20 protein-coding genes and 1 riboswitch are annotated in these 16,788 nt (G+C 73.7%); of the genes, 10 read left to right on the forward strand and 10 right to left on the reverse strand.

The window, feature by feature from the left end; genetic code table 11:
• Nucleotides 1-11: 11 nt before the first annotated feature.
• From ACQEUU_RS16310 to ACQEUU_RS16320, 3 genes are all read right to left on the reverse strand, one after another.
• A complete protein-coding gene (locus ACQEUU_RS16310; protein ID WP_433066489.1) occupies nt 12-767 on the reverse strand; it encodes a thiazole synthase in 756 nt (251 codons plus the stop codon).
• Nucleotides 760-960: a sulfur carrier protein ThiS gene (thiS, locus tag ACQEUU_RS16315; RefSeq protein ID WP_270158674.1), complete on the reverse strand. Its 201-nt coding sequence runs from the start codon at nt 958-960 to the stop codon at nt 760-762. Before thiS ends, ACQEUU_RS16310 begins: the two co-directional genes overlap by 8 nt.
• Nucleotides 957-2,165: an FAD-dependent oxidoreductase gene (locus ACQEUU_RS16320; RefSeq protein ID WP_433066492.1), complete on the reverse strand. Its 1,209-nt coding sequence runs from the start codon at nt 2,163-2,165 to the stop codon at nt 957-959. The genes thiS and ACQEUU_RS16320 overlap by 4 nt, the downstream gene beginning before the upstream one ends.
• A riboswitch (TPP riboswitch) is annotated at nt 2,155-2,271 on the reverse strand. It overlaps the preceding gene by 11 nt.
• 190 nt (nt 2,272-2,461) lie before the next feature.
• Between ACQEUU_RS16320 and ACQEUU_RS16325 the strand changes: the two genes are divergently transcribed.
• Genes ACQEUU_RS16325 through thiE form a run of 3 tightly spaced genes read left to right on the forward strand, consistent with a single transcriptional unit; the run spans nt 2,462 to nt 4,652 of the window.
• Nucleotides 2,462-3,625, forward strand: a complete 1,164-nt coding sequence (locus tag ACQEUU_RS16325) for an NAD(P)/FAD-dependent oxidoreductase (protein ID WP_433066495.1) — start codon at nt 2,462-2,464, stop codon at nt 3,623-3,625.
• Between the two features lie 30 nt (nt 3,626-3,655).
• Complete coding sequence (locus tag ACQEUU_RS16330) at nt 3,656-4,030, forward strand: Rv2175c family DNA-binding protein (protein WP_270158671.1); 375 nt, start codon at nt 3,656-3,658, stop codon at nt 4,028-4,030.
• The gene (thiE, locus tag ACQEUU_RS16335) at nt 4,008-4,652 is read left to right on the forward strand and encodes a thiamine phosphate synthase (RefSeq protein ID WP_433066497.1); all 645 of its coding nucleotides are present in this window, start codon (nt 4,008-4,010) and stop codon (nt 4,650-4,652) included. The genes ACQEUU_RS16330 and thiE overlap by 23 nt, the downstream gene beginning before the upstream one ends.
• Nucleotides 4,653-4,728: 76 nt before the next feature.
• Here thiE and ACQEUU_RS16340 read toward each other — a convergent pair whose 3' ends face one another.
• The gene (locus ACQEUU_RS16340) at nt 4,729-5,796 is read right to left on the reverse strand and encodes a polyprenyl synthetase family protein (protein ID WP_433066500.1); all 1,068 of its coding nucleotides are present in this window, start codon (nt 5,794-5,796) and stop codon (nt 4,729-4,731) included.
• Nucleotides 5,797-5,883: 87 nt separating this feature from the next.
• On the opposite strand from ACQEUU_RS16340, the gene metF reads away from it, so the two are divergent.
• Both metF and ACQEUU_RS16350 read left to right on the forward strand, forming a co-directional pair.
• Nucleotides 5,884-6,807 carry a methylenetetrahydrofolate reductase [NAD(P)H] gene (gene metF / locus ACQEUU_RS16345; protein WP_433066502.1) on the forward strand — a complete coding sequence of 308 codons (924 nt, stop codon included), beginning with the start codon at nt 5,884-5,886 and terminating at the stop codon, nt 6,805-6,807.
• Between the two features lie 47 nt (nt 6,808-6,854).
• Nucleotides 6,855-7,457 (forward strand): mycothiol-dependent nitroreductase Rv2466c family protein, encoded by a 603-nt coding sequence (locus ACQEUU_RS16350; protein WP_433066504.1) that lies wholly within the window; start codon nt 6,855-6,857, stop codon nt 7,455-7,457.
• 137 nt (nt 7,458-7,594) lie between these two features.
• Here the strand turns inward: ACQEUU_RS16350 and ACQEUU_RS16355 are convergent, their stop codons facing one another.
• The gene (locus tag ACQEUU_RS16355) at nt 7,595-8,158 is read right to left on the reverse strand and encodes a GNAT family N-acetyltransferase (RefSeq protein ID WP_433066507.1); all 564 of its coding nucleotides are present in this window, start codon (nt 8,156-8,158) and stop codon (nt 7,595-7,597) included.
• 19 nt (nt 8,159-8,177) lie between these two features.
• Nucleotides 8,178-8,654, reverse strand: a complete 477-nt coding sequence (locus tag ACQEUU_RS16360) for a YbaK/EbsC family protein (protein WP_433066510.1) — start codon at nt 8,652-8,654, stop codon at nt 8,178-8,180.
• Between the two features lie 96 nt (nt 8,655-8,750).
• Between ACQEUU_RS16360 and ACQEUU_RS16365 the strand changes: the two genes are divergently transcribed.
• Both ACQEUU_RS16365 and ACQEUU_RS16370 read left to right on the forward strand, forming a co-directional pair.
• On the forward strand, nt 8,751-9,551 hold the full coding sequence (locus ACQEUU_RS16365; RefSeq protein ID WP_433066512.1) for a L,D-transpeptidase family protein: 801 nt from the start codon (nt 8,751-8,753) through the stop codon (nt 9,549-9,551).
• Between the two features lie 99 nt (nt 9,552-9,650).
• Nucleotides 9,651-11,318, forward strand: coding sequence for a hypothetical protein (locus tag ACQEUU_RS16370; protein WP_433066515.1), 1,668 nt, complete (start codon nt 9,651-9,653; stop codon nt 11,316-11,318).
• A 41-nt stretch (nt 11,319-11,359) separates the two neighbouring features.
• On the opposite strand, the gene ACQEUU_RS16375 is transcribed toward ACQEUU_RS16370, so the two are convergent.
• Complete coding sequence (locus ACQEUU_RS16375) at nt 11,360-11,995, reverse strand: TetR/AcrR family transcriptional regulator (protein ID WP_433066518.1); 636 nt, start codon at nt 11,993-11,995, stop codon at nt 11,360-11,362.
• Between the two features lie 86 nt (nt 11,996-12,081).
• Between ACQEUU_RS16375 and ACQEUU_RS16380 the strand changes: the two genes are divergently transcribed.
• Together ACQEUU_RS16380 and ACQEUU_RS16385 are read left to right on the forward strand one after the other, a co-directional pair.
• The gene (locus ACQEUU_RS16380) at nt 12,082-13,281 is read left to right on the forward strand and encodes a cytochrome P450 (RefSeq protein ID WP_433066521.1); all 1,200 of its coding nucleotides are present in this window, start codon (nt 12,082-12,084) and stop codon (nt 13,279-13,281) included.
• 10 nt (nt 13,282-13,291) lie between these two features.
• Nucleotides 13,292-13,483 (forward strand): ferredoxin, encoded by a 192-nt coding sequence (locus ACQEUU_RS16385; RefSeq protein ID WP_270154909.1) that lies wholly within the window; start codon nt 13,292-13,294, stop codon nt 13,481-13,483.
• On the opposite strand, the gene ACQEUU_RS16390 is transcribed toward ACQEUU_RS16385, so the two are convergent.
• Nucleotides 13,476-14,192, reverse strand: coding sequence for a class I SAM-dependent methyltransferase (locus tag ACQEUU_RS16390; RefSeq protein ID WP_433066524.1), 717 nt, complete (start codon nt 14,190-14,192; stop codon nt 13,476-13,478). The genes ACQEUU_RS16385 and ACQEUU_RS16390 overlap by 8 nt on opposite strands.
• Nucleotides 14,193-14,362: 170 nt before the next feature.
• Complete coding sequence (locus ACQEUU_RS16395; RefSeq protein ID WP_433066527.1) at nt 14,363-14,791, reverse strand: SdpI family protein; 429 nt, start codon at nt 14,789-14,791, stop codon at nt 14,363-14,365.
• Between the two features lie 431 nt (nt 14,792-15,222).
• On the opposite strand from ACQEUU_RS16395, the gene ACQEUU_RS16400 reads away from it, so the two are divergent.
• On the forward strand, nt 15,223-15,669 hold the full coding sequence (locus tag ACQEUU_RS16400) for an SAV_6107 family HEPN domain-containing protein (protein ID WP_433066530.1): 447 nt from the start codon (nt 15,223-15,225) through the stop codon (nt 15,667-15,669).
• 459 nt (nt 15,670-16,128) lie between these two features.
• On the opposite strand, the gene bldD is transcribed toward ACQEUU_RS16400, so the two are convergent.
• Nucleotides 16,129-16,623, reverse strand: a complete 495-nt coding sequence (gene bldD / locus ACQEUU_RS16405; RefSeq protein WP_270154914.1) for a transcriptional regulator BldD — start codon at nt 16,621-16,623, stop codon at nt 16,129-16,131.
• Nucleotides 16,624-16,788 lie beyond the last annotated feature (165 nt).

The following is a 16,788-nucleotide window of genomic DNA, read 5'->3' on the forward strand; positions in this document are numbered from 1 at the left end:
CCCGCCCGGCGTCAGGGGGACATCGGGGAGGACGCCTCGGCGTACCGGCGGCGGGGGATCCGGCCCGCCAGCCGGGCGGCCCGGCCGGCCTGGACGGCCGAACGCATCGCCGAGGCCATCAACTCGGGCCGCTGCGCCCGGGTGACCGCCGTCGCCAGCAGCACCGCGTCGCACCCCAGCTCCATCGCCAGCGCCGCGTCGCTGGCGGTGCCGACGCCCGCGTCCAGGATCACCGGCACCCCGGCCGCCTCCACGATCAGCTCGATGCTGTGCGGGTTCCTGATCCCCAGGCCGGAGCCGATCGGCGCGCCCAGCGGCATGACCGCCGCGCACCCCGCCAGCTCCAGCCGCCGGGCCAGCGCCGGGTCGTCGCCGATGTACGGCAGCACCACGAACCCGTCGGCCACCAGCCGCTCCGCCGCGTCGAACGTCTCGATCGGGTCGGGCAGCAGCGTCCGCTCGTCGGCGATGACCTCAAGCTTGACCCAGTTCGTCCCCAGCGCCTCGCGCGCCAGCCGCGCCGTCAGCACCGCGTCGCCCGCGGTGAAGCAGCCCGCCGTGTTGGGCAGCACCTTGATGCCGCGCCGGCGCAGCACGTCCAGCACCGACCCGCGGGCCCGCGGGTCCAGCCGCCGCATCGCCACCGTGGTCAGCTCGGTCCCGGACGCCTCCAGCGCCTGGTCCAGCACCTCCAGCGAGGGCGCGCCGCCGGTGCCCATGATGAGCCGGGAGGAGAACTTCTCGCCGGCGATGATCAGATCATCCACCTTGCACCGCCGTCAGCACCTCCACGCGGTCGCTGTCGCGCAGCGCCGTCGTCTCCCACGCGCCGCGCGTGACCACCTCGTCGTTCACGGCCACCGCCACGCCGGTGGCGGAGGCGGTCAGGGTCCGCACGGCCTGCCCCACGGTCATGTCCTCGGCCACCTCGTGGGCGACCCCGTTGATCATCACCTTCATGACACATCCCGAAATCTCGCCGGTGAGCACAGTGTCGCGAGGCCGGTCTCCTCGCCTTCCAAGATCGCAGTGGTGAGCGGCGCGAGCAGCACCCCGCCGCGATGGTGGCCGGTCGCCAGCACCAGGCCAGGGGTGCCGCCCGGCCCGATGACCGGCAGGTTGTCCGGCGTGCCCGGACGCAGCCCCGCCACCACGTCGGCCACCTCCAGCTCCGTCACGCCGGGCACCAGCTCCCTGGCGTCGCGGAGCAGCTCGTACACCCCGCCCGCGGTCACCCGGGTGTCGAACCCCAGCTCCTCCTGCGTGGCGCCGACCACCAGCTCCCCGTCGCCGCGGGGCACCAGGTAGACCGGGTTGCCGTGCACGCTCCCGCGCACGCACCGGCCCAGCAGCGGCCGCGGCGACCGCAGGCGCAGGATCTGGCCCTTCACCGGCCGTACCGGCACCTCGGCCAGCTCCCCGCTCCACGCCCCCGCCGCCACCACCACCCGCTCGGCGGCCAGCGTCCCGCTCCCCGCCGCCGGCGGGGCCAGCCGTACGCCCACCACCCGGTCACCGTCGCGCGCCAGCTCCGTCACCCGGGCGCGCACCACCGGGACGCCGAGCCGGTCCAGTGCGGCCAGCAGCGCCGCGGTCACGCGGCGCGGGTCCACCCAGGCGTCGGTACGGGCCAGCAGCCCGCCGCGGACGGACGGCGCCAGCATGGGCTCCAGCCGCCGGCACTCGCGCCCCGTCAGCCGCTCGACCGGCAGCCCCAGCTTCTCCATGAACCGGGCCTGCTCGTCGAGCATCGCCAGGTCGTCGGGCCCGAACGCGACGTCCAGCGTCCCGTCGTCCCGCAGGTCCAGCCCGGCCCGCGCGGCCGCCAGCCACTGGGCCGCCTCTCCCGAGCCCTCAAGCCCCGCGAACGCCGCCCCGGCCCGCTCGTCCGCGCGGGGCACGGTCGCTGGGGCGGACGGGGTGAGCCCCGCGTCGGCGGCGAGGGCGGCGGCGAAGGCGGGCCAGCGGCGCAGGGACGCGGCGCCCAGGCGGAGCAGGGGTTCCTCGGTGTAGGTGACCTCGCTGATCGGGGCCAGCATGCCCGCCGCCGCGTAGGAGGCGCCGGTGGCGGGGGACGGGTCCACCACCACGACCTCGCGCCCCCGCCTGGCCAGCCGCCAGGCGATGGACAGGCCGACGATGCCGCCTCCGACGATCACATCCATGTCCGCTCCCTTCGCCGGCATGATCCGGATCAGGTGTCTTGCGGTCGAAGGCCCGGTCAAGCCTTCCTCTCAGCCCGGTGACGGCCGGACTCCCGCGCGTCGTGCACCACCACCCTACGACCTCCGGCAGCGGGACGACACGCCGGAGTCCCCCGTACGCCCGCGCACCGTTCCGGGGACCGCGCGAAGGCGAACAGCCGCCGCACCGCGACCAGGCGGCGAGGTGGAGCGCCAGGTGGGGGTGGAACCGGGGCTCGGCGCGACGGCGCCGGGCGGCCCCCGTTATGGTCGCTTACGTGAATCATGTCGTGGTGGTGGGAGCCGGACTGGCCGGCGTGCGGAGCGTCGAGGCGCTGCGCGCACGCGGGTTCGGCGGCAGGGTCACGCTGATCGGCCAGGAGCGGCACCGGCCCTACGACCGGCCGCCCCTGTCGAAGGCCGTGCTGGCGGGCGACGCCGACTCCAGCTTCGTCGACTCCGACCTGGCGGCGCTCGAAGCCGACTTCTGGCCGGGCGTCACCGCCAAGAGGCTGCGCGAGGGCGTCGTGGAGACGACCGAGGGCGAGCTGGGTTACGACGGGCTGGTCATCGCCACCGGCGCCGAGCCCGTCAGGCTGCCCGGCGACGGACCCCAGCACGTGCTGCGCACCCTCGACGACGCGCTGGAACTGCGGGCCCTGCTGGTGCCCGGCGCCCGGGTGGCGGTCATCGGCGCGGGCTGGATCGGCGCCGAGGTGGCCACCGCCGCCCGCCGGGCCGGCTGCGCGGTCACCGTGATCGAGGCGGGCCCGGCGCCGCTCACGCACGCCGTCGGCGCCGAGGTCGGCGCCCGCACCCGATCCTGGTACGACGGCATCGACCTGCGCCTGGACACGATGGTCGCCTCCGTCGAGGAGGGCGGCGTGGCGCTGGTCGACGGCGGGTTCGTGGAGGCGCACGTGGTGGTGACCGGCATCGGCGTCCGCCCGGCCGTCGAGTGGCTCGCCGACGCCGACCTCGACCTGCACAACGGCGTCGTCACCGACGAGCACCTGCGCACGTCGCTGCCGAACGTGGTCGCCGTCGGCGACTGCGCCGCCTGGTGGTCGCGCCGGTTCGGCAGGCGGCTGCGGGTCGAGCACTGGGACACCGCGCTGGGCGCGCCCGAGGTGGCCGCCGCGACCCTGCTGGGCGAGGAGGCGGTGTACGACCCGGTCCCGTACTTCTGGTCGGAGCAGTTCGGCCACATGGTGCAGTACGCGGGCCACCACCCCGCCGGAGAGCGGCTGGTCCACCGGGGAGAGGTGACGGGCAAGTGGTCGGCCTGCTGGCTCACCGCCGACGACACCCTCGCGGCGGTGCTGGCCGCCGACCGGCCGCGCGATCTGGTCCAGGGCCGCCGGATCATCGAAGCGGGTCACCGTCTGGACACGGAACGCCTGGTAGATCCGGACGTGCCCCTACGGGATTGTGTTGTTTGAGCAAGCACGGCGTGTGGTAATTGTGGTTTCGTGACGCTTTCTGTTGCACAGATCGACCGGGAGACCGACGCCCTCGTCGACGAGTGGCTCACTCTCCCCGAAGTGGCCGACCGCATGGGTCTCACCCTGGGCCGGGCCAAGCAGCTCCTCAAGGATCACAAGCTCCTCGGCGTGCGCCGGGGCAGCGGCGGGCCACAGGTGCCCGCGGTGTTCCTCGACGGGCGTGAGGTGATGAAGGGATTGCCGGGCACACTCACCGTCCTCCAGGACGCGGGCTACGACGACGTCGAAGCGCTGCGCTGGCTGTTCACCCCGGACGACTCGCTGCCGGGCTCGCCCGTCCAGGCGATCAGGGCCGGCCGTCACACCGAGGTCAAGCGGCGTGCCCAGGCCCTCGCTTTCTGACGCCCGCCTCTACCTCTGCACCGACGGCCGGCGCGACCGCGGCGACCTCGCCGAGTTCCTCGACGCGGTGCTCGCCGGCGGCGTGGACATCGTCCAGCTCCGCGAGAAGGGGCTGGAGGCCCGCGAGGAGCTGGAGCTCCTCGAGGTGTTCCGCGACGCCTGCGATCGCCACGGCCGGCTGCTGGCGGTCAACGACCGGGCCGACATCGCCTACGCCGCCCGGCCCGACGTGCTCCACCTGGGGCAGGACGACCTTCCCGTGACGGTCGCGCGAGAGATCCTCGGCGACGACATCGTCATCGGCAGGTCCACCCACTCCCTCGCCGAGGCGTCCGCCGCGGCGGTGGAGGAGGGCGTCGACTACTTCTGCTGCGGCCCCGTCTGGCCCACGCCGACCAAGCCCGGCCGGCCCGCGCCCGGCCCGCCGCTGCTCCGGCACGCGGCGTCGCTCGGCACCGACCGGCCGTGGTTCGGCATCGGCGGCATCGACCTGGCCAACCTGGACGAGGTCATGGCGTACGGGGTCAGCCGGGTCGTCGTGGTCCGGGCGATCACCGACGCCGACGACCCGGGCGCGGCGGCGGCGGAGTTCGCCAAGCGCCTGGCCGCCGGCCACGGCTGACCCGGGGACGCCCCGCCCCCGGCCTCGCGGCCGGGGCGAGGGCGTGTCACAGCGGGTCCGCCGGCTGCCGCGCGGGTCAGCTCGCGCGGGAGGTCGCGGCGACGGCCAGTTCGGCCAGCGCCGCGCGGGCCTCGGTCGTGATCGGCGCCTGCTCCAGCGAGGCCAGGGCCTCGCCGAGATAGTCGGCGATCATGTCTTCGCACGCCCGCAGCGCCCCCGTACCCTCGATGATCTCCCGCAGGGCGGTGACGCCGGCCCCGTCGAGCCCGGGGTCGCCGAGCAGGCGGCGCACGGTCGCCGCGTCGGCAGGGGACGCGGCGGCGAGCGTGCGCGCCACGAGCATCGTCCGCTTGCCCTCGCGCAGGTCGTCGCCGGCGGGCTTGCCGGTGGCCGCCGGGTCGCCGAACACGCCCAGGATGTCGTCGCGCAGCTGGAACGCGATGCCCACCCGGGTGCCGTAGGCGGTGCACAGCTCGTCCACCCACGGTTCGCGCCCGCCCGCCGCCAGCACCAGGCCGAGCCTGAGCGGCTGCTCGACGGAGTACTTGCCGCTCTTGTAGAGCGCGACCCGCAGCGCCGAGTCGAAGGTGTTCTCGCCGTTGGCCTGCTCCAGCAGGTCGAGGTACTGGCCGCACATCAGCTCGGTGCGCATGTGGTCGTGCACCGGCTGGGCCGCCGCCAGCGCCGGCGCGGGCAGCCCGCTGGTGCGCCACATCTCGCCCGACCAGATCAGCAGCAGGTTGCCCAGCAGGATCGCCGCGCCCTCGCCGAACTGCTCGGCCGACCCGTGCCAGGCCGCCTTCTCGTGCAGCGCCTCGAAGCGGCGGTGGGCGGCCGGCATGCCGCGCCGCAGGTCGCTCTTGTCCATCACGTCGTCGTGGACCAGGGCGCTGGCCTGCAAAAGCTCCAGCGAGGCCGCGGCGGTGAACACGCCGGGGTCGTCGCCGCCGCCCGCGGCCCGCCAGCCCCAGTAGCAGAAGGCCGGGCGCAGCCGCTTGCCCCCGGTCAGCAGGTCCTCCGCCGCCGCCCGGAGCGGCAGGAAGTCGGGCTCGCCGTCGGCCGGGAGGCGCCGTTCGACGAACTCCCTGAGGCGGCGATCCACCTGGGTGCGCAGGTCGTCCATCATCGCGGCGTCAGTGGTCATGCCTTGAGACTAGTGGCCCGGCCTGGAAAGGCCGTCGAGCAGGTCGTGGTGCCGTCGCCGGGACAGGGCTGCGGGTACGCTTGGGCCATGACGCTTGGTCAGCCCTCCATCCTGCCCGGCCGTGTCCCCACCGTCCGCGAGCTGCTCGCCTCCGGTGGCCGGTCGTTCTCCTTCGAGTTCCTCCCGCCGAAGACCGACGAGGGCGAGCGGCAGCTGTGGAAGGCGATCAGGGAGCTGGAGTCGCTGCGGCCGACGTTCGTCTCGGTGACCTACGGCGCCGGCGGCTCCAGCCGCGACCGCACGATCGACATCGTCGAGCGGCTGGCGCACGGCACGACGCTGACTCCGGTCGCGCACTTCACCGCGGTCAACCACTCGACGCGCGAGCTGCGCCACCTGATCGGCCGCTTCGCCGACGCGGGGGTGCGCAACATTCTCGCCGTGCGCGGCGACCCGCCCGGCGACCCCACCGGCGAGTGGATCCCCCACCCCGAGGGCGTCCTGTACGCGGAGGACCTGGTCAGGCTGATCCGCCAGTCGGGCGACTTCTGCGTGGGCGTGGCCGCCTTCCCCTACAAGCACCCGCGCTCCCCGTCGATCGAGTCCGACACCGAGTACTTCGTGCGCAAGTGCCGGGCCGGGGCCGACTACGCGATCACGCAGATGTTCTTCCGCGCCGACGACTACCTGCGGCTGCGCGACCGGGTCGCGGCCCAGGGCTGCGACACCCCGATCATCCCGTGCGTCATGCCCGTCACGCAGATGAGCACGATCGCGCGGTCGGAGCAGCTGTCGGGGGCGCCGTTCCCGCCGGAGGTGGCCGCCCGGTTCGAGAAGGTCGCCGGCGACCCGGCGGCGGTGCGCGAGCTGGGCATCGAGCACGGCGCCGAGCTGTGCCGGCGGCTGCTCGACGAGGGGGCGCCGGGCATCCACTTCATCACCTTCAACCGGTCGAGCGCCTCGCGTGAGGTGTTCCAGCGGCTGCAGCCGGTGCCCGCCGCCTCCGGCTGAGAGGCGGTTCCCGGCGCGGAGGGCGTGCGGGGTGTTGACTATGAGGCATGATCGCTGACTTCTGGTTCGATCCGTCCTGCCCGTACACCTGGCTCACCTCGCGCTGGCTGGTGGAGGTCACCAGGGTCCGCCCGGTCGAGGCGCGCTGGCACGTGTTCAGCCTCGCGGTGCTCAACGAGGACCGCGACGACGACCCCGAGGGCGACCCGGAGGGCTACCTGTGGGTGCCGGCGCGGGTCGCCGCCGTGGTGGCCGACCGCTACGGCCAGGAGACGCTCGGCCGCTTCTACACCGCGCTGTGGACCACCGGCGGCGAGGACCAGGACTGGATCGGCGACCTGCGCGCCGCGCTGACCGCCACGGGCCTGCCCACCGACCTGGCCGAGGCCGGGCTCACCGACGAGCACGACCACCTGGTGCGGGCCTCCCACGCCGAGGGCATGGCGCTCATCGGCGGCGACGTCGGCACCCCGGTGGTCGCGGTCAGCGGCGCCGGCGCCGGCCGGGTGGTGTTCTTCGGCCCGGTCCTGTCGCGGGTGCCGGAGGGGGAGCAGGCCGGCCGGCTGTGGGACGGCACGCTCCTGGTCGCCGGCACCCCGCACTTCCACGAGCTGAAGGGCATGCCCCGCGAGGAACCCCGCCTGCCGTGACCGCCGTCCGCCAGAGGGGTGCCACCCGCTCGCAGGGGGACCGAGCGGGTGGCAGGGGGACGGGGTGTGCGGAAAGTAACGATCCGATCACCAGGTGCGAAGATGATGCCCGCCGTAATGACCGGCAAAACCTCAGGTCATGGAGCGGTCAGGGGGAGTCTTCTGCCGACGATCGCGTACTCCTCGTACCCGCCGGGGAAGACGAACCGGGTCAGCAGGTCCATGAACCCCATGGCGGCGTACAGGTGGCGGGCGGTGGTCGGCTGGTCGTGCGTGGAGAGCACGGCCGTGCGCTCCCGCCGCCCCGCGCACAGGGTCGTGATCATGGCGCGGCCGATCCCCTTGTGCTGGTAGCCGGGGTGCACGTGGATCTCGGCCAGCTCGAACGCGTGGCCCAGCCACGCGTCGGCGGCGTCGAGACCGGCCCGTTCGGCCAGCGACCGGTGGACGACGTCGTGCCACCACTGGCCCGGCGCGCCGCGGAAGCCGTACGCGAAGCCGACGACCTTCACTCCCTCCGGAGCGTCCCGCCGTTCGGCGAAATAGCACTGGAAGAACGGATAGGTGGCGTGGTTGCGCATGATGGCGCGCCGGCCCGCGACCAGGTCCGCGGGCGGGCGCATGGCCGCCGTGTACACGTCCATCACCGTGTCCAGCCGTTCGGTGAACTCCTCGGGCCCGGCGCCGCGAAACTCGATCACCGTCGCACCCTAGTGCATGTCATTCCACGTCCGCGGGCGTGCCGCCGGTGATGCGGACGAGCTCCTCGAACGTGGTCGGGAACACCGTGAGCGGATGGCCGCCGGCGGCCCACACCACCTCGTGCTTCTCCAGCCAGGTGTCCACCAGCGTGCGGATCGGGGCCGGATGCCCCACCGGGGCGACGCCGCCGATCGGCTGACCGGTCGCCTCCCTGACGAACTCCGGCGTGGCCCGCCGCACCTTCGACACCCCCGCGGTGCGGGCGACGAGCTCCACGTCCACCCGGTGCGCGCCGCTGGTCAGCACCAGCAGCGGCGCCCCGTCGGCGTCGAAGATCAGGCTGTTGGCGATGGCGCCGACCTCGCAACCGAGCTGCGCGGCCGCGGTCGCCGCTGTGGGCGCCTTCTCCGGCAACACCACGATCTCACCGGTCGCGTCCAGGCTCCTGAGCGCGTTCTCCACTCGTACCGCGTTGGCGGGCAACTTCTCGGGCATGCGGACACTCTAAACAGATTGACTCCTGCATTACCTGATCGGACCGTGGTGTAGGGTCCTTTGATTCGCTTTTTACCTGCTTGCGAGGTGGTACCGGTGAAGGCTCGACGGCTTCCGGGAGTGCTCGCTCTCCTGACCGCCGGGGCGGTCGCGCTGACCGGTTGCGGAGCGGCACCCGCCGGGGCGGCGTACCAGGCCATCCCCGCCGCGGCGGGCGCGCTCGCCGAGCCGCCGCCCGCGGCCGTGACCGTGACCGCGCCGGGCAAGAAGCTGAAGCTGGGCGCCAAGGGCAAGGCGGTCGTCTGGATGCAGAAACGGCTGCGCGAGCTCGGCTACCGGCCGGGCAGGATCGACGGGCGCTACGGCGGCACCACGCTCGCCGCCGTGTGGGCGTTCCAGAAGGTCAACGGCATCACGCCCACCAGCACCATCGGCGCCGTCACCTGGCGTGCGCTGGAGCGGCCCCGGCTGCCCAAGGTGCTGGCCGCGAACGGCAGGAAGACCCGCGCCGAGGTCAACCTGACCAGCCAGATCATGACCCTGTACGTGGACGGCGAGCTGAAGCTGATCAGCCACATGTCGTCCGGCAGCGGCGTCCCCTACTGCGAGACCACCGTCTGGCAGGGCAAGGAGCAGCGCTTCTGCGGCTCGGCCACGACGCCGACGGGCACGTTCAAGACCACCTGGCGGCGCGACGGCTGGCACAAGTCCTACCTCGGCGAGCTCTACAACCCGATCTTCTTCAACGGCGGCATCGCCTTCCACGGCGCGCTCTCGGTGCCGCTCCACCCGGCCTCGCACGGCTGCGTGCGGCTGCCGATGAACGTCGCGGAGGAGCTGCCGGGCCTGCTCGGCACCGGGGTCCCGGTCCACGTGCGCGGCAAGTTCCGGCGATAACGCCCGCATAACCGATCTTGGTGACAGGGGCGTTAGCGGCGACCTGGTGAACTCCCCCCACCGCTTCCGGGACGGTCCCGGAGCGGCCGGGGGAGTTTCATGCTGTACACACCCGCCGCGCTCACCGGCGCGCCCGAGTCCCGCCCGCCGGGGAACCGCGTCCGTCTGCTGCTGGCCGCCGGGTTCGCGATCCAGGTGGCGCTGAGGTCATGGCTGTTCCGCCACCACACCAGGCCGGTGGCGAACCCGGACGAGACCGGCTACCTGATCGCGGCCCGGTGGCTGACCGGCGGGCCTGGGATCGACCTCAGCGGCTCCACCTTCTACCAGGGCGGGTACGCGCTGCTGCTGACGCCCGTTCACGGGCTGACCGACGACCCGGCGACCGTGTACCGGCTGGTGGTCGTGGTGGGGTCTCTGGCCGCCGCCGGGGTGTTCCCGCTGGCGTACCTGCTGCTGCGGCGGCTGGCCGTCGGCGGGCGGGCGGCGCTGCCGCTGGCGTTCGCGGCGGGGGCGGCGCCGTCGCTGCTGCTGTTCTCGGGGCTGGCCCTGGCCGACGCGGTGCTGCCCACGCTGCTGCTCGGCTGGCTGCTCGCGGTGCACGAACTGGCCCGGCGCGGCTCGGTGCGTGCCGGGCTGGCCGCGGGGGTTCTGGGCGCGTACGCGGCGGCGGTGCACATGCGCGGCATCGTGGTGCTGGCCGTGACGGTGACCGTGGTGGTGGGGATGCTGGCCGGGCGGCGGCTGCCGCGCCGGGCCGGGACGGCGGCGCTCGCCGCCGCCAGCGCCGTGCTGGCCGCAGGGCAGGCGCTCAACGGGGCGCTGGCCGCCGCGCTCTACCCGCGCGGGCACCGTGACCTCAGCGGGCTGGCCGTCGAGCGGTTCACCACCCTGGACGGGCAGGCGTGGGCGCTGGCGGGCGCGGCCGGGCAGCTCTGGTACCTGATCGTCGGCACGTGGGGGCTGGCCGGCATCGGCCTGGCCGCCGCCGCGGTGGTCGCCGCGCGCCGGGGCGGGCCGTTCGCGCTGCGGGTGACGGCGGCCACGCTGCTGGCCACCACGCTCGGCATCGCGTACGCGTCCTCGGCGGCGCTGCCGGACGAGCACCGGGTCGGCAACCACGCCTACGGGCGCTACCTGGCGTGCGTGGCCGTCGTGTGGCTGCTGGCGGGGCTGGTCGCGCTGGTGCGCGCCCGCCGCGCCGCCGTCCTGCGGTACGCGGCCGCGTCGGCGGGGCTGGCCGCGGTGACGGGCGGTGCCGCCGCCTGGTACGCGGGGGACCGGCTGCGCAGCGACGTCTTCATCGCCTTCGACTTCCCGGAGACGTCGTTCCTCAGCGGGGTACGCGACGCCCTCGACATGCCGGGGGCCTCGGCCGTCGCCGCGGCGTTCCTGGCCTGTCTGACCGCCGCCGCCTGCCTGCCGCGCGGCAGGGCCGCGGGGGTGGCGGCCGTGCTGGCGGCGATCCACCTGGCCTTCGTCGCCTACCTGGCGCCGGCGACCCCCTCGGGAGGTGACGGGCTGCCCGCGCCGCAGGCCGGCGGGCGGGTGGCCGTGGACCTGCGGGTCGCGTGGCCCATCGCGCTGCCGGTCGCCCACAAGGTCTGGTGGACCGAGCTGGAGCGCTACGACGGCGCCCTCCAGGGGCCGCCGCCCGGCGCCTGCACGGCGGTCGTGCCCGACACCGCGGGTATGCCTCCGGCCGGCTGGTCCGTCACCGGCGAGGGCCGCGGCTGGACCACCTGGCGCGCCGCCTCCTGCGGGTGAGGGTCACGGCTCCCGCCCGCGCCGGCCCCCGGCGGTGAGGGTCACGGCTCCGCCGGTGCCCGGTCCGCTCCGGTGAACCGGGCGGGCAGCCCGTGCAGCGCGATCTCGGCCGCCGTCCTGACGGCCTCCCGCATCCGCTCCCGCGGGTCGCCCCGGGTGAGGCTGACCATGGCGGCGAGCTTGATCGCGCCGATCAGCGACCCCACCACCGCGGCCGCCTCCACCGTGTCGAGCTCGCCCGGGTAGGCCCGCTCCAGCGCCTCGGCGAGCTGGAGCTGCTGTTCGAACAGCAGGTGCAGGCCCCGGGCCTGCAGGGCGGGCACGGTCAGCATCAGCTCCAGGCGGGCCGTGGCCTCCTCCAGGTCGAACTCCTCGGGGCCGGCGGCCGCCTCCAGGCTCGCCCGCGTCACCCGCAGCAGCAGGTCGGCCACCGGCTCGCCGGGCCGCCGCCCGGCGACCAGCTCGCGGGCCCGCCGCATGCGCTCCGGCCCGTCGTGGAAGATCACGTCCTCCTTGCTGGCGAAGTAGCTGAAGAAGGTGCGCGCCGAGACGTCGGCCTCGGCGGCGATCTCCGCGATCGTCGTCTCCTCGTACCCCTTCTCCTTGAACGACCGGAGCGCGGCGTTCACCAGCGCCCGGCGCGTGCGCTGCTTCTTGCGCTCCCGTAGCCCGGTCATAGGCGAAGAGTACTCGGGGATTCACTCATTGCAAAATTGCATAGGATGAGGTTTTGTGGGGCACCGCCACGGAGAGGGAGACGAGCATGACCGGTCTGACGATGAGCACCGAGCGGGAACGCCCGTTCGACCCGCCCGACACCTACGCGCGGCTCCGGGAGCGCGGCACCGTGCACCGCATGCGGTTCGCCGACGGCCACGAGGGCTGGCTCGTCACCGGCCACGCGGCCGCCCGCGCGGTACTGGCCGACCCGCGTTTCAGCAACCGTCCCGAGCTGGCCCACCCGCCCCTCGCGGCCCGCGCCGGCCTCACCGAGGAGATCCGCAGCCAGGAGTTCAAGCTGCCGCCGGGCTTCTTCCTGCGCACCGACGCGCCCGAGCACACCCGCTACCGCAGGCTGCTCACCGGGCAGTTCACCGTGCGCCGGATGAAAGGGCTGGAGGCCAGGATCCTGGAGATCACCGAGGCCCGGCTGGACGCGATGGAGGCCGCGGAGCGGCCGGTCGACCTGGTCGACGCCTTCGCGCTGCCCATCCCGTCACTGGTCATCTGCGAGCTGCTCGGCGTCCCGTACGAGGAGAGGGCGGCCTTCCAGGACGACACCAAGGTGATGCTGTCCCTGGAGGCGAAGGCCGACGAGGCGCTCGCGGCGATCGGCCACGTCTTCGCCTACCTGAACGGGCTCATCCCGCGCAAGCGCGAGCACCCGGGTGACGACCTGCTCAGCGGCCTCATCGAGGGCGGCGAGCTGTCCGACGACGAGCTGGCCGGCGTCGCGTTCCTGCTGCTGGTCGCCGGGCACGAGACCACCGCCAACATGCTCGGCCTCGGCACCTACGCGCTGCTCGCCGACCCCGTCCAGCTCGCCGCGCTGCGCGACGACCCGTCGCTGATCGACAACGCCGTCGAGGAGCTGCTCCGCTACCTGTCCATCGTGCACGTCGGCCCGGTCAGGGCGGCCCTGGAGGACGTCGAGGTCGACGGTCACCTGATCAGGAAGGGCGAGTCCGTCGCCCTGCACCTGCCGGTGATCAACCGCGACCCGGCGAAGTTCCCCGGCGGCGACGCGCTCGACCTCACCCGGTCCGCGACCGGCCACCTCGCCTTCGGCCACGGCATCCACCAGTGCCTGGGCCAGCAGCTCGCCCGCTCGGAGATGCGGATCGCGTTCGCCGCGCTGCTGCGCCGCTTCCCCGGCCTGCGGCTGGCGGTGCCGGCCGACGAGGTGCCGCTGCGGACCGACATGGGCGTCTACGGCGTGCACCGGCTGCCGGTCACCTGGTAAGCAGGGTGCCATGAGGATCGAGGCCGACACGACGGTGTGCATCGGCGCGGGGATGTGCGCCCTGACCCTGCCCGAGGTGTTCGATCAGAGCGAGGACGACGGCACCGTCCTGCTCCTGATGCCCGTCCCGCCCGCCGGACTGGAGGAGAAGGCCCGCCGGGCCGTCACGCTGTGCCCCTCGGGCGCGCTCACGGTCACGTGAGGACGTAGACGCGGGTCGTGCCGAACACGTCGTCACCCGACCGGCGCCGCACCGTGCGCACGTGACGGAAACGCCCGGTGCCGAGCAGGTACGCCTCCTCGACAGGATTGAAGTAGACCACGGTGACCGGGCGCGGGCTGCGGTCGGCCGAGGCGATCAGCCGGTCCACGGCGGCGGCGAAGACGCTCCCGCGGAACGGGTTGTTGAGGAACACCACGCTGACGTCGTCCGGGATCTCGTAGTCCAGCACGTCCGAGCAGACGAACTCGACGCCGCCGGCGCGCAGCCGCAGCCGGGTGGCGGCCAGGTTGGCGCGCGCGATCTCCGTCAGCTCGGGCGACAGCTCCACGCCGATCACCCGCCCGAACGGGTAGCGGGCGGCCGCCTCCAGCGCCATCCGGCCCTTGCCCGCGCCCAGATCGACGAACACGTCGTGCGCGCCCACCTCGCTCACGGGCAGCGCGCGGCGCAGCGTGCCCCAGTGGGCGGGGGAGTAGTAGACCCGTTCCGGGTGGTCGAGGCCGAAGTCGCTCAGGTCGGCGAAATCCGCCGTGTCGACCCCGTACCGGCGGTCGTAGACCAGTCGCGCCAGGCGCCGGCGCAGCCCCCGCAGGGTGAGCGGCCCGCCCACGTGCAGGAGGTCCTCACCGAGCGGCAGCGCCGCCTCCCAGGTGAGCCCGACGGCGGCCGCCCCGACGAGCAACGGCACCGGCCTGGCCAGCCACCCGAACGACCCGTGCCTCCTCCGTGCCGGTGAGCCTCCCCGGAACCGTCCCGGGCCGCCGGCGCCCCAGGCGGCCGGCGCCCGTCTCCAGGGGAGCGACGGACGCGTCGGATCCCGCCCGCGTAAGGGCGCCGGGGCCGCGTCCGCCCGGCCGTTCATCCGGGCCGGCCGGAGAGTTCGCGCTCGACCCGGGCGGCCACCCGGTCGGCCCGCCGCCCGATCAGCGTCAGCCCGCCCATGAGAAGCCCGCCCACGAGAAGCCCGCCCACGAGAAGCCCGCCCACGAGAAGCCCGGCCTGCGCCGCGACCACCGCCGGTTGGGCGCCTTCCGGCAGCCCCAGGGCGAGCGCCGCGCCCGCGCAGACCACGAGCACCCCGCCGATGGCGCCGGCCGGTCTCCGCATCGGCGCCCTGGCCCAGGCGTGCGCCGCGTCCCAGGCCTCGCGCGAGGCGAGCGTCTCGCGTGTGCGCGTCCCGGCCAGGCCGTTGCGGCCGTCGACGGCGCCGGACTCGTCGTGGAAGGGGATGAGGAGGAGCGGCAGCACCGGGGCGGTGAGGATCGCGCTCATCAGGATCGGCCCCATGCCCGCCATCGTAGCCACGGCCGCCGATCATGGGAACGCCGCGCGACACGCCGGTGCGGGACCCGCCGGAGCCGCGAAGGCCCAGCCTGGCGCGTCCGCGTCATGGTCATCGAACCTGTGTTCGTGGAACAGGTTGACACCGAACGTGATCGAAATTATGTTCGACCATGTGACGTGAGGCTCGCGGCTCACGTCGAAGGACCTGGTCGCGGGCCACGCGCTTCCCCCAAGCGCCGACCCGCGGTCAGGCTCCGAGGGCGAAGGACGCGTCCTCGTCGTCGGCGGAGACGAGCGGGCGCGTCCTGGCCGGACGGGGAGAGGGGAAGCTCCTCGTCCGGCCTGCCCGGCGGAAATGTCGGTGGGGTCTGCGATCGTTGGCCCTACTGGTGGAAACGCCGGGAGTCGCCCACGACTCTCAGGAGGTGAGCAAGATGGCACCACGGCCCAGAGAAACGCCCGGGCCCCGGCTGTCGCCTGCGGCTCGGGCACACCTGACGGATTCACGTTCCTGCCTGGCGGAGGCCGCGACGGCTCGCAGTCCGGCGTCGCGCTACGTGTCGGCCCACCTGGCCGCCCTGCGCGCCGCGGCGGCGATCCTGGCCGTCCGTCCGCAGCCCACGCAGGGTCGCAGGCGCCGCCTGCGCAGCGCATGGGAGCTGCTGCCCGAGGCCGAGCCCTCACTCGCCGAGTGGGCGGCCTACTTCGCGGCCAGTGCGGCCAAGCGCGCCGCCGCCGAGGCCGGTATGGTCCGCGGCGTCACCGCCGCGGACGCCGACGAGCTCATGGCGGAGGCCGAGACCTTCGTCTGCACGATCGAGAGCATGCTGGGCGTCCCTTCCCAGCCCCAGCTGCCCGTGGACGTGCCCCTGGCGGGATGACATCCCATCCATCCCCCACGAGCGCCCCGGTCTCCCCCGCGCCCCCGATCTCACAGGAGGAGACGTAAGGGGCCAGGCGCCGGCCGCCGCGGCGGTCACCGCGCCGATGGGATGCCCGCCGCTCTTCACGTCAGGCGGATGAGCCTCTCTCACCGCCGATCGCCGGTCCCGCACGGCCTCACACCGGTCCGGCCGCACCCGATCCGACGCCGATCGCCTGTCTCGCCGGTCCTCGCAGCGCGAGCCTTCCTTGGGTTGACGGTGTCGCTCGCGAGTCAGGGGTGAGTGAGGGGTTGCTTGAATTATCAAAGACCGGTTTTCCGGTATAAGTCCCCGCGCGGCTTTTGGGCCCTCAGGTGAAATGTCTGATGTGGGGGAGTTTCGGGGTTCTGTCAGAAGCAAGCGAGGGGCGCGCCCCCATGGGCGCGCCCCTCGTCGGTGCGGTGCGGGGAACCGAGGTCAGAAGGTCTCGACGGCCCGGCGGGCCTCGGCGTCGAGGACGCCCCAGCTGATCAGCTCCTCGGTGAGCTCACTCGGCGACTTGTCGTAGATCACGGCCAGGGAGCGGAGGTCCTCCTGGCGGATCGACAGCACCTTGCCGTTGTAGTCGCCCCGCTGGCTCTGGATCGTGGCGGCGTAACGGGCCAGCGCACCCGCCTTCTCCTTCGGCAGCGCGGCCAGCCGCTCCAGGTCGATCACAAGCTTGGGCGTCGGCCCGAGCGGGCTCGGCGCGGCGCCGCCGGGCAGCAGCTCGGAGACGGGCACCCCGTAGAAGTCGGCAAGTTCGGCAAGCTTCTGCACCGTGACCGCACGGTCGCCACGCTCGTACGAGCCCACGACCACGGCCTTCCACCTGCCGCGCGACTTCTCCTCGACTCCATGCAGGGACAGGCCCTGCTGGGTGCGGATCGCGCGGAGTCGTGCACCCAGCGACTTTGCGTACTCAGACGGCATCGTGTGGCCCCCCGGCTCCTCGTATCTATAGCTCTCAGTAGATTGTGCTCCCTTGCGGCGAATGCCCGCGCCACCGGGGGTCCGATGCCGGTGAGGCACCAATCGGTGGCGATGGCCCTGGGATTACCCAGAACGCCGCGCGGTGCTGGTTACGCACAGTGACGG

Origin of the sequence: Nonomuraea sp. CA-218870 (genome assembly GCF_050936535.1) — a bacterium.
In the GTDB taxonomy this organism is placed as follows: Bacteria; Actinomycetota; Actinomycetes; order Streptosporangiales; family Streptosporangiaceae; genus Nonomuraea; species Nonomuraea corallina.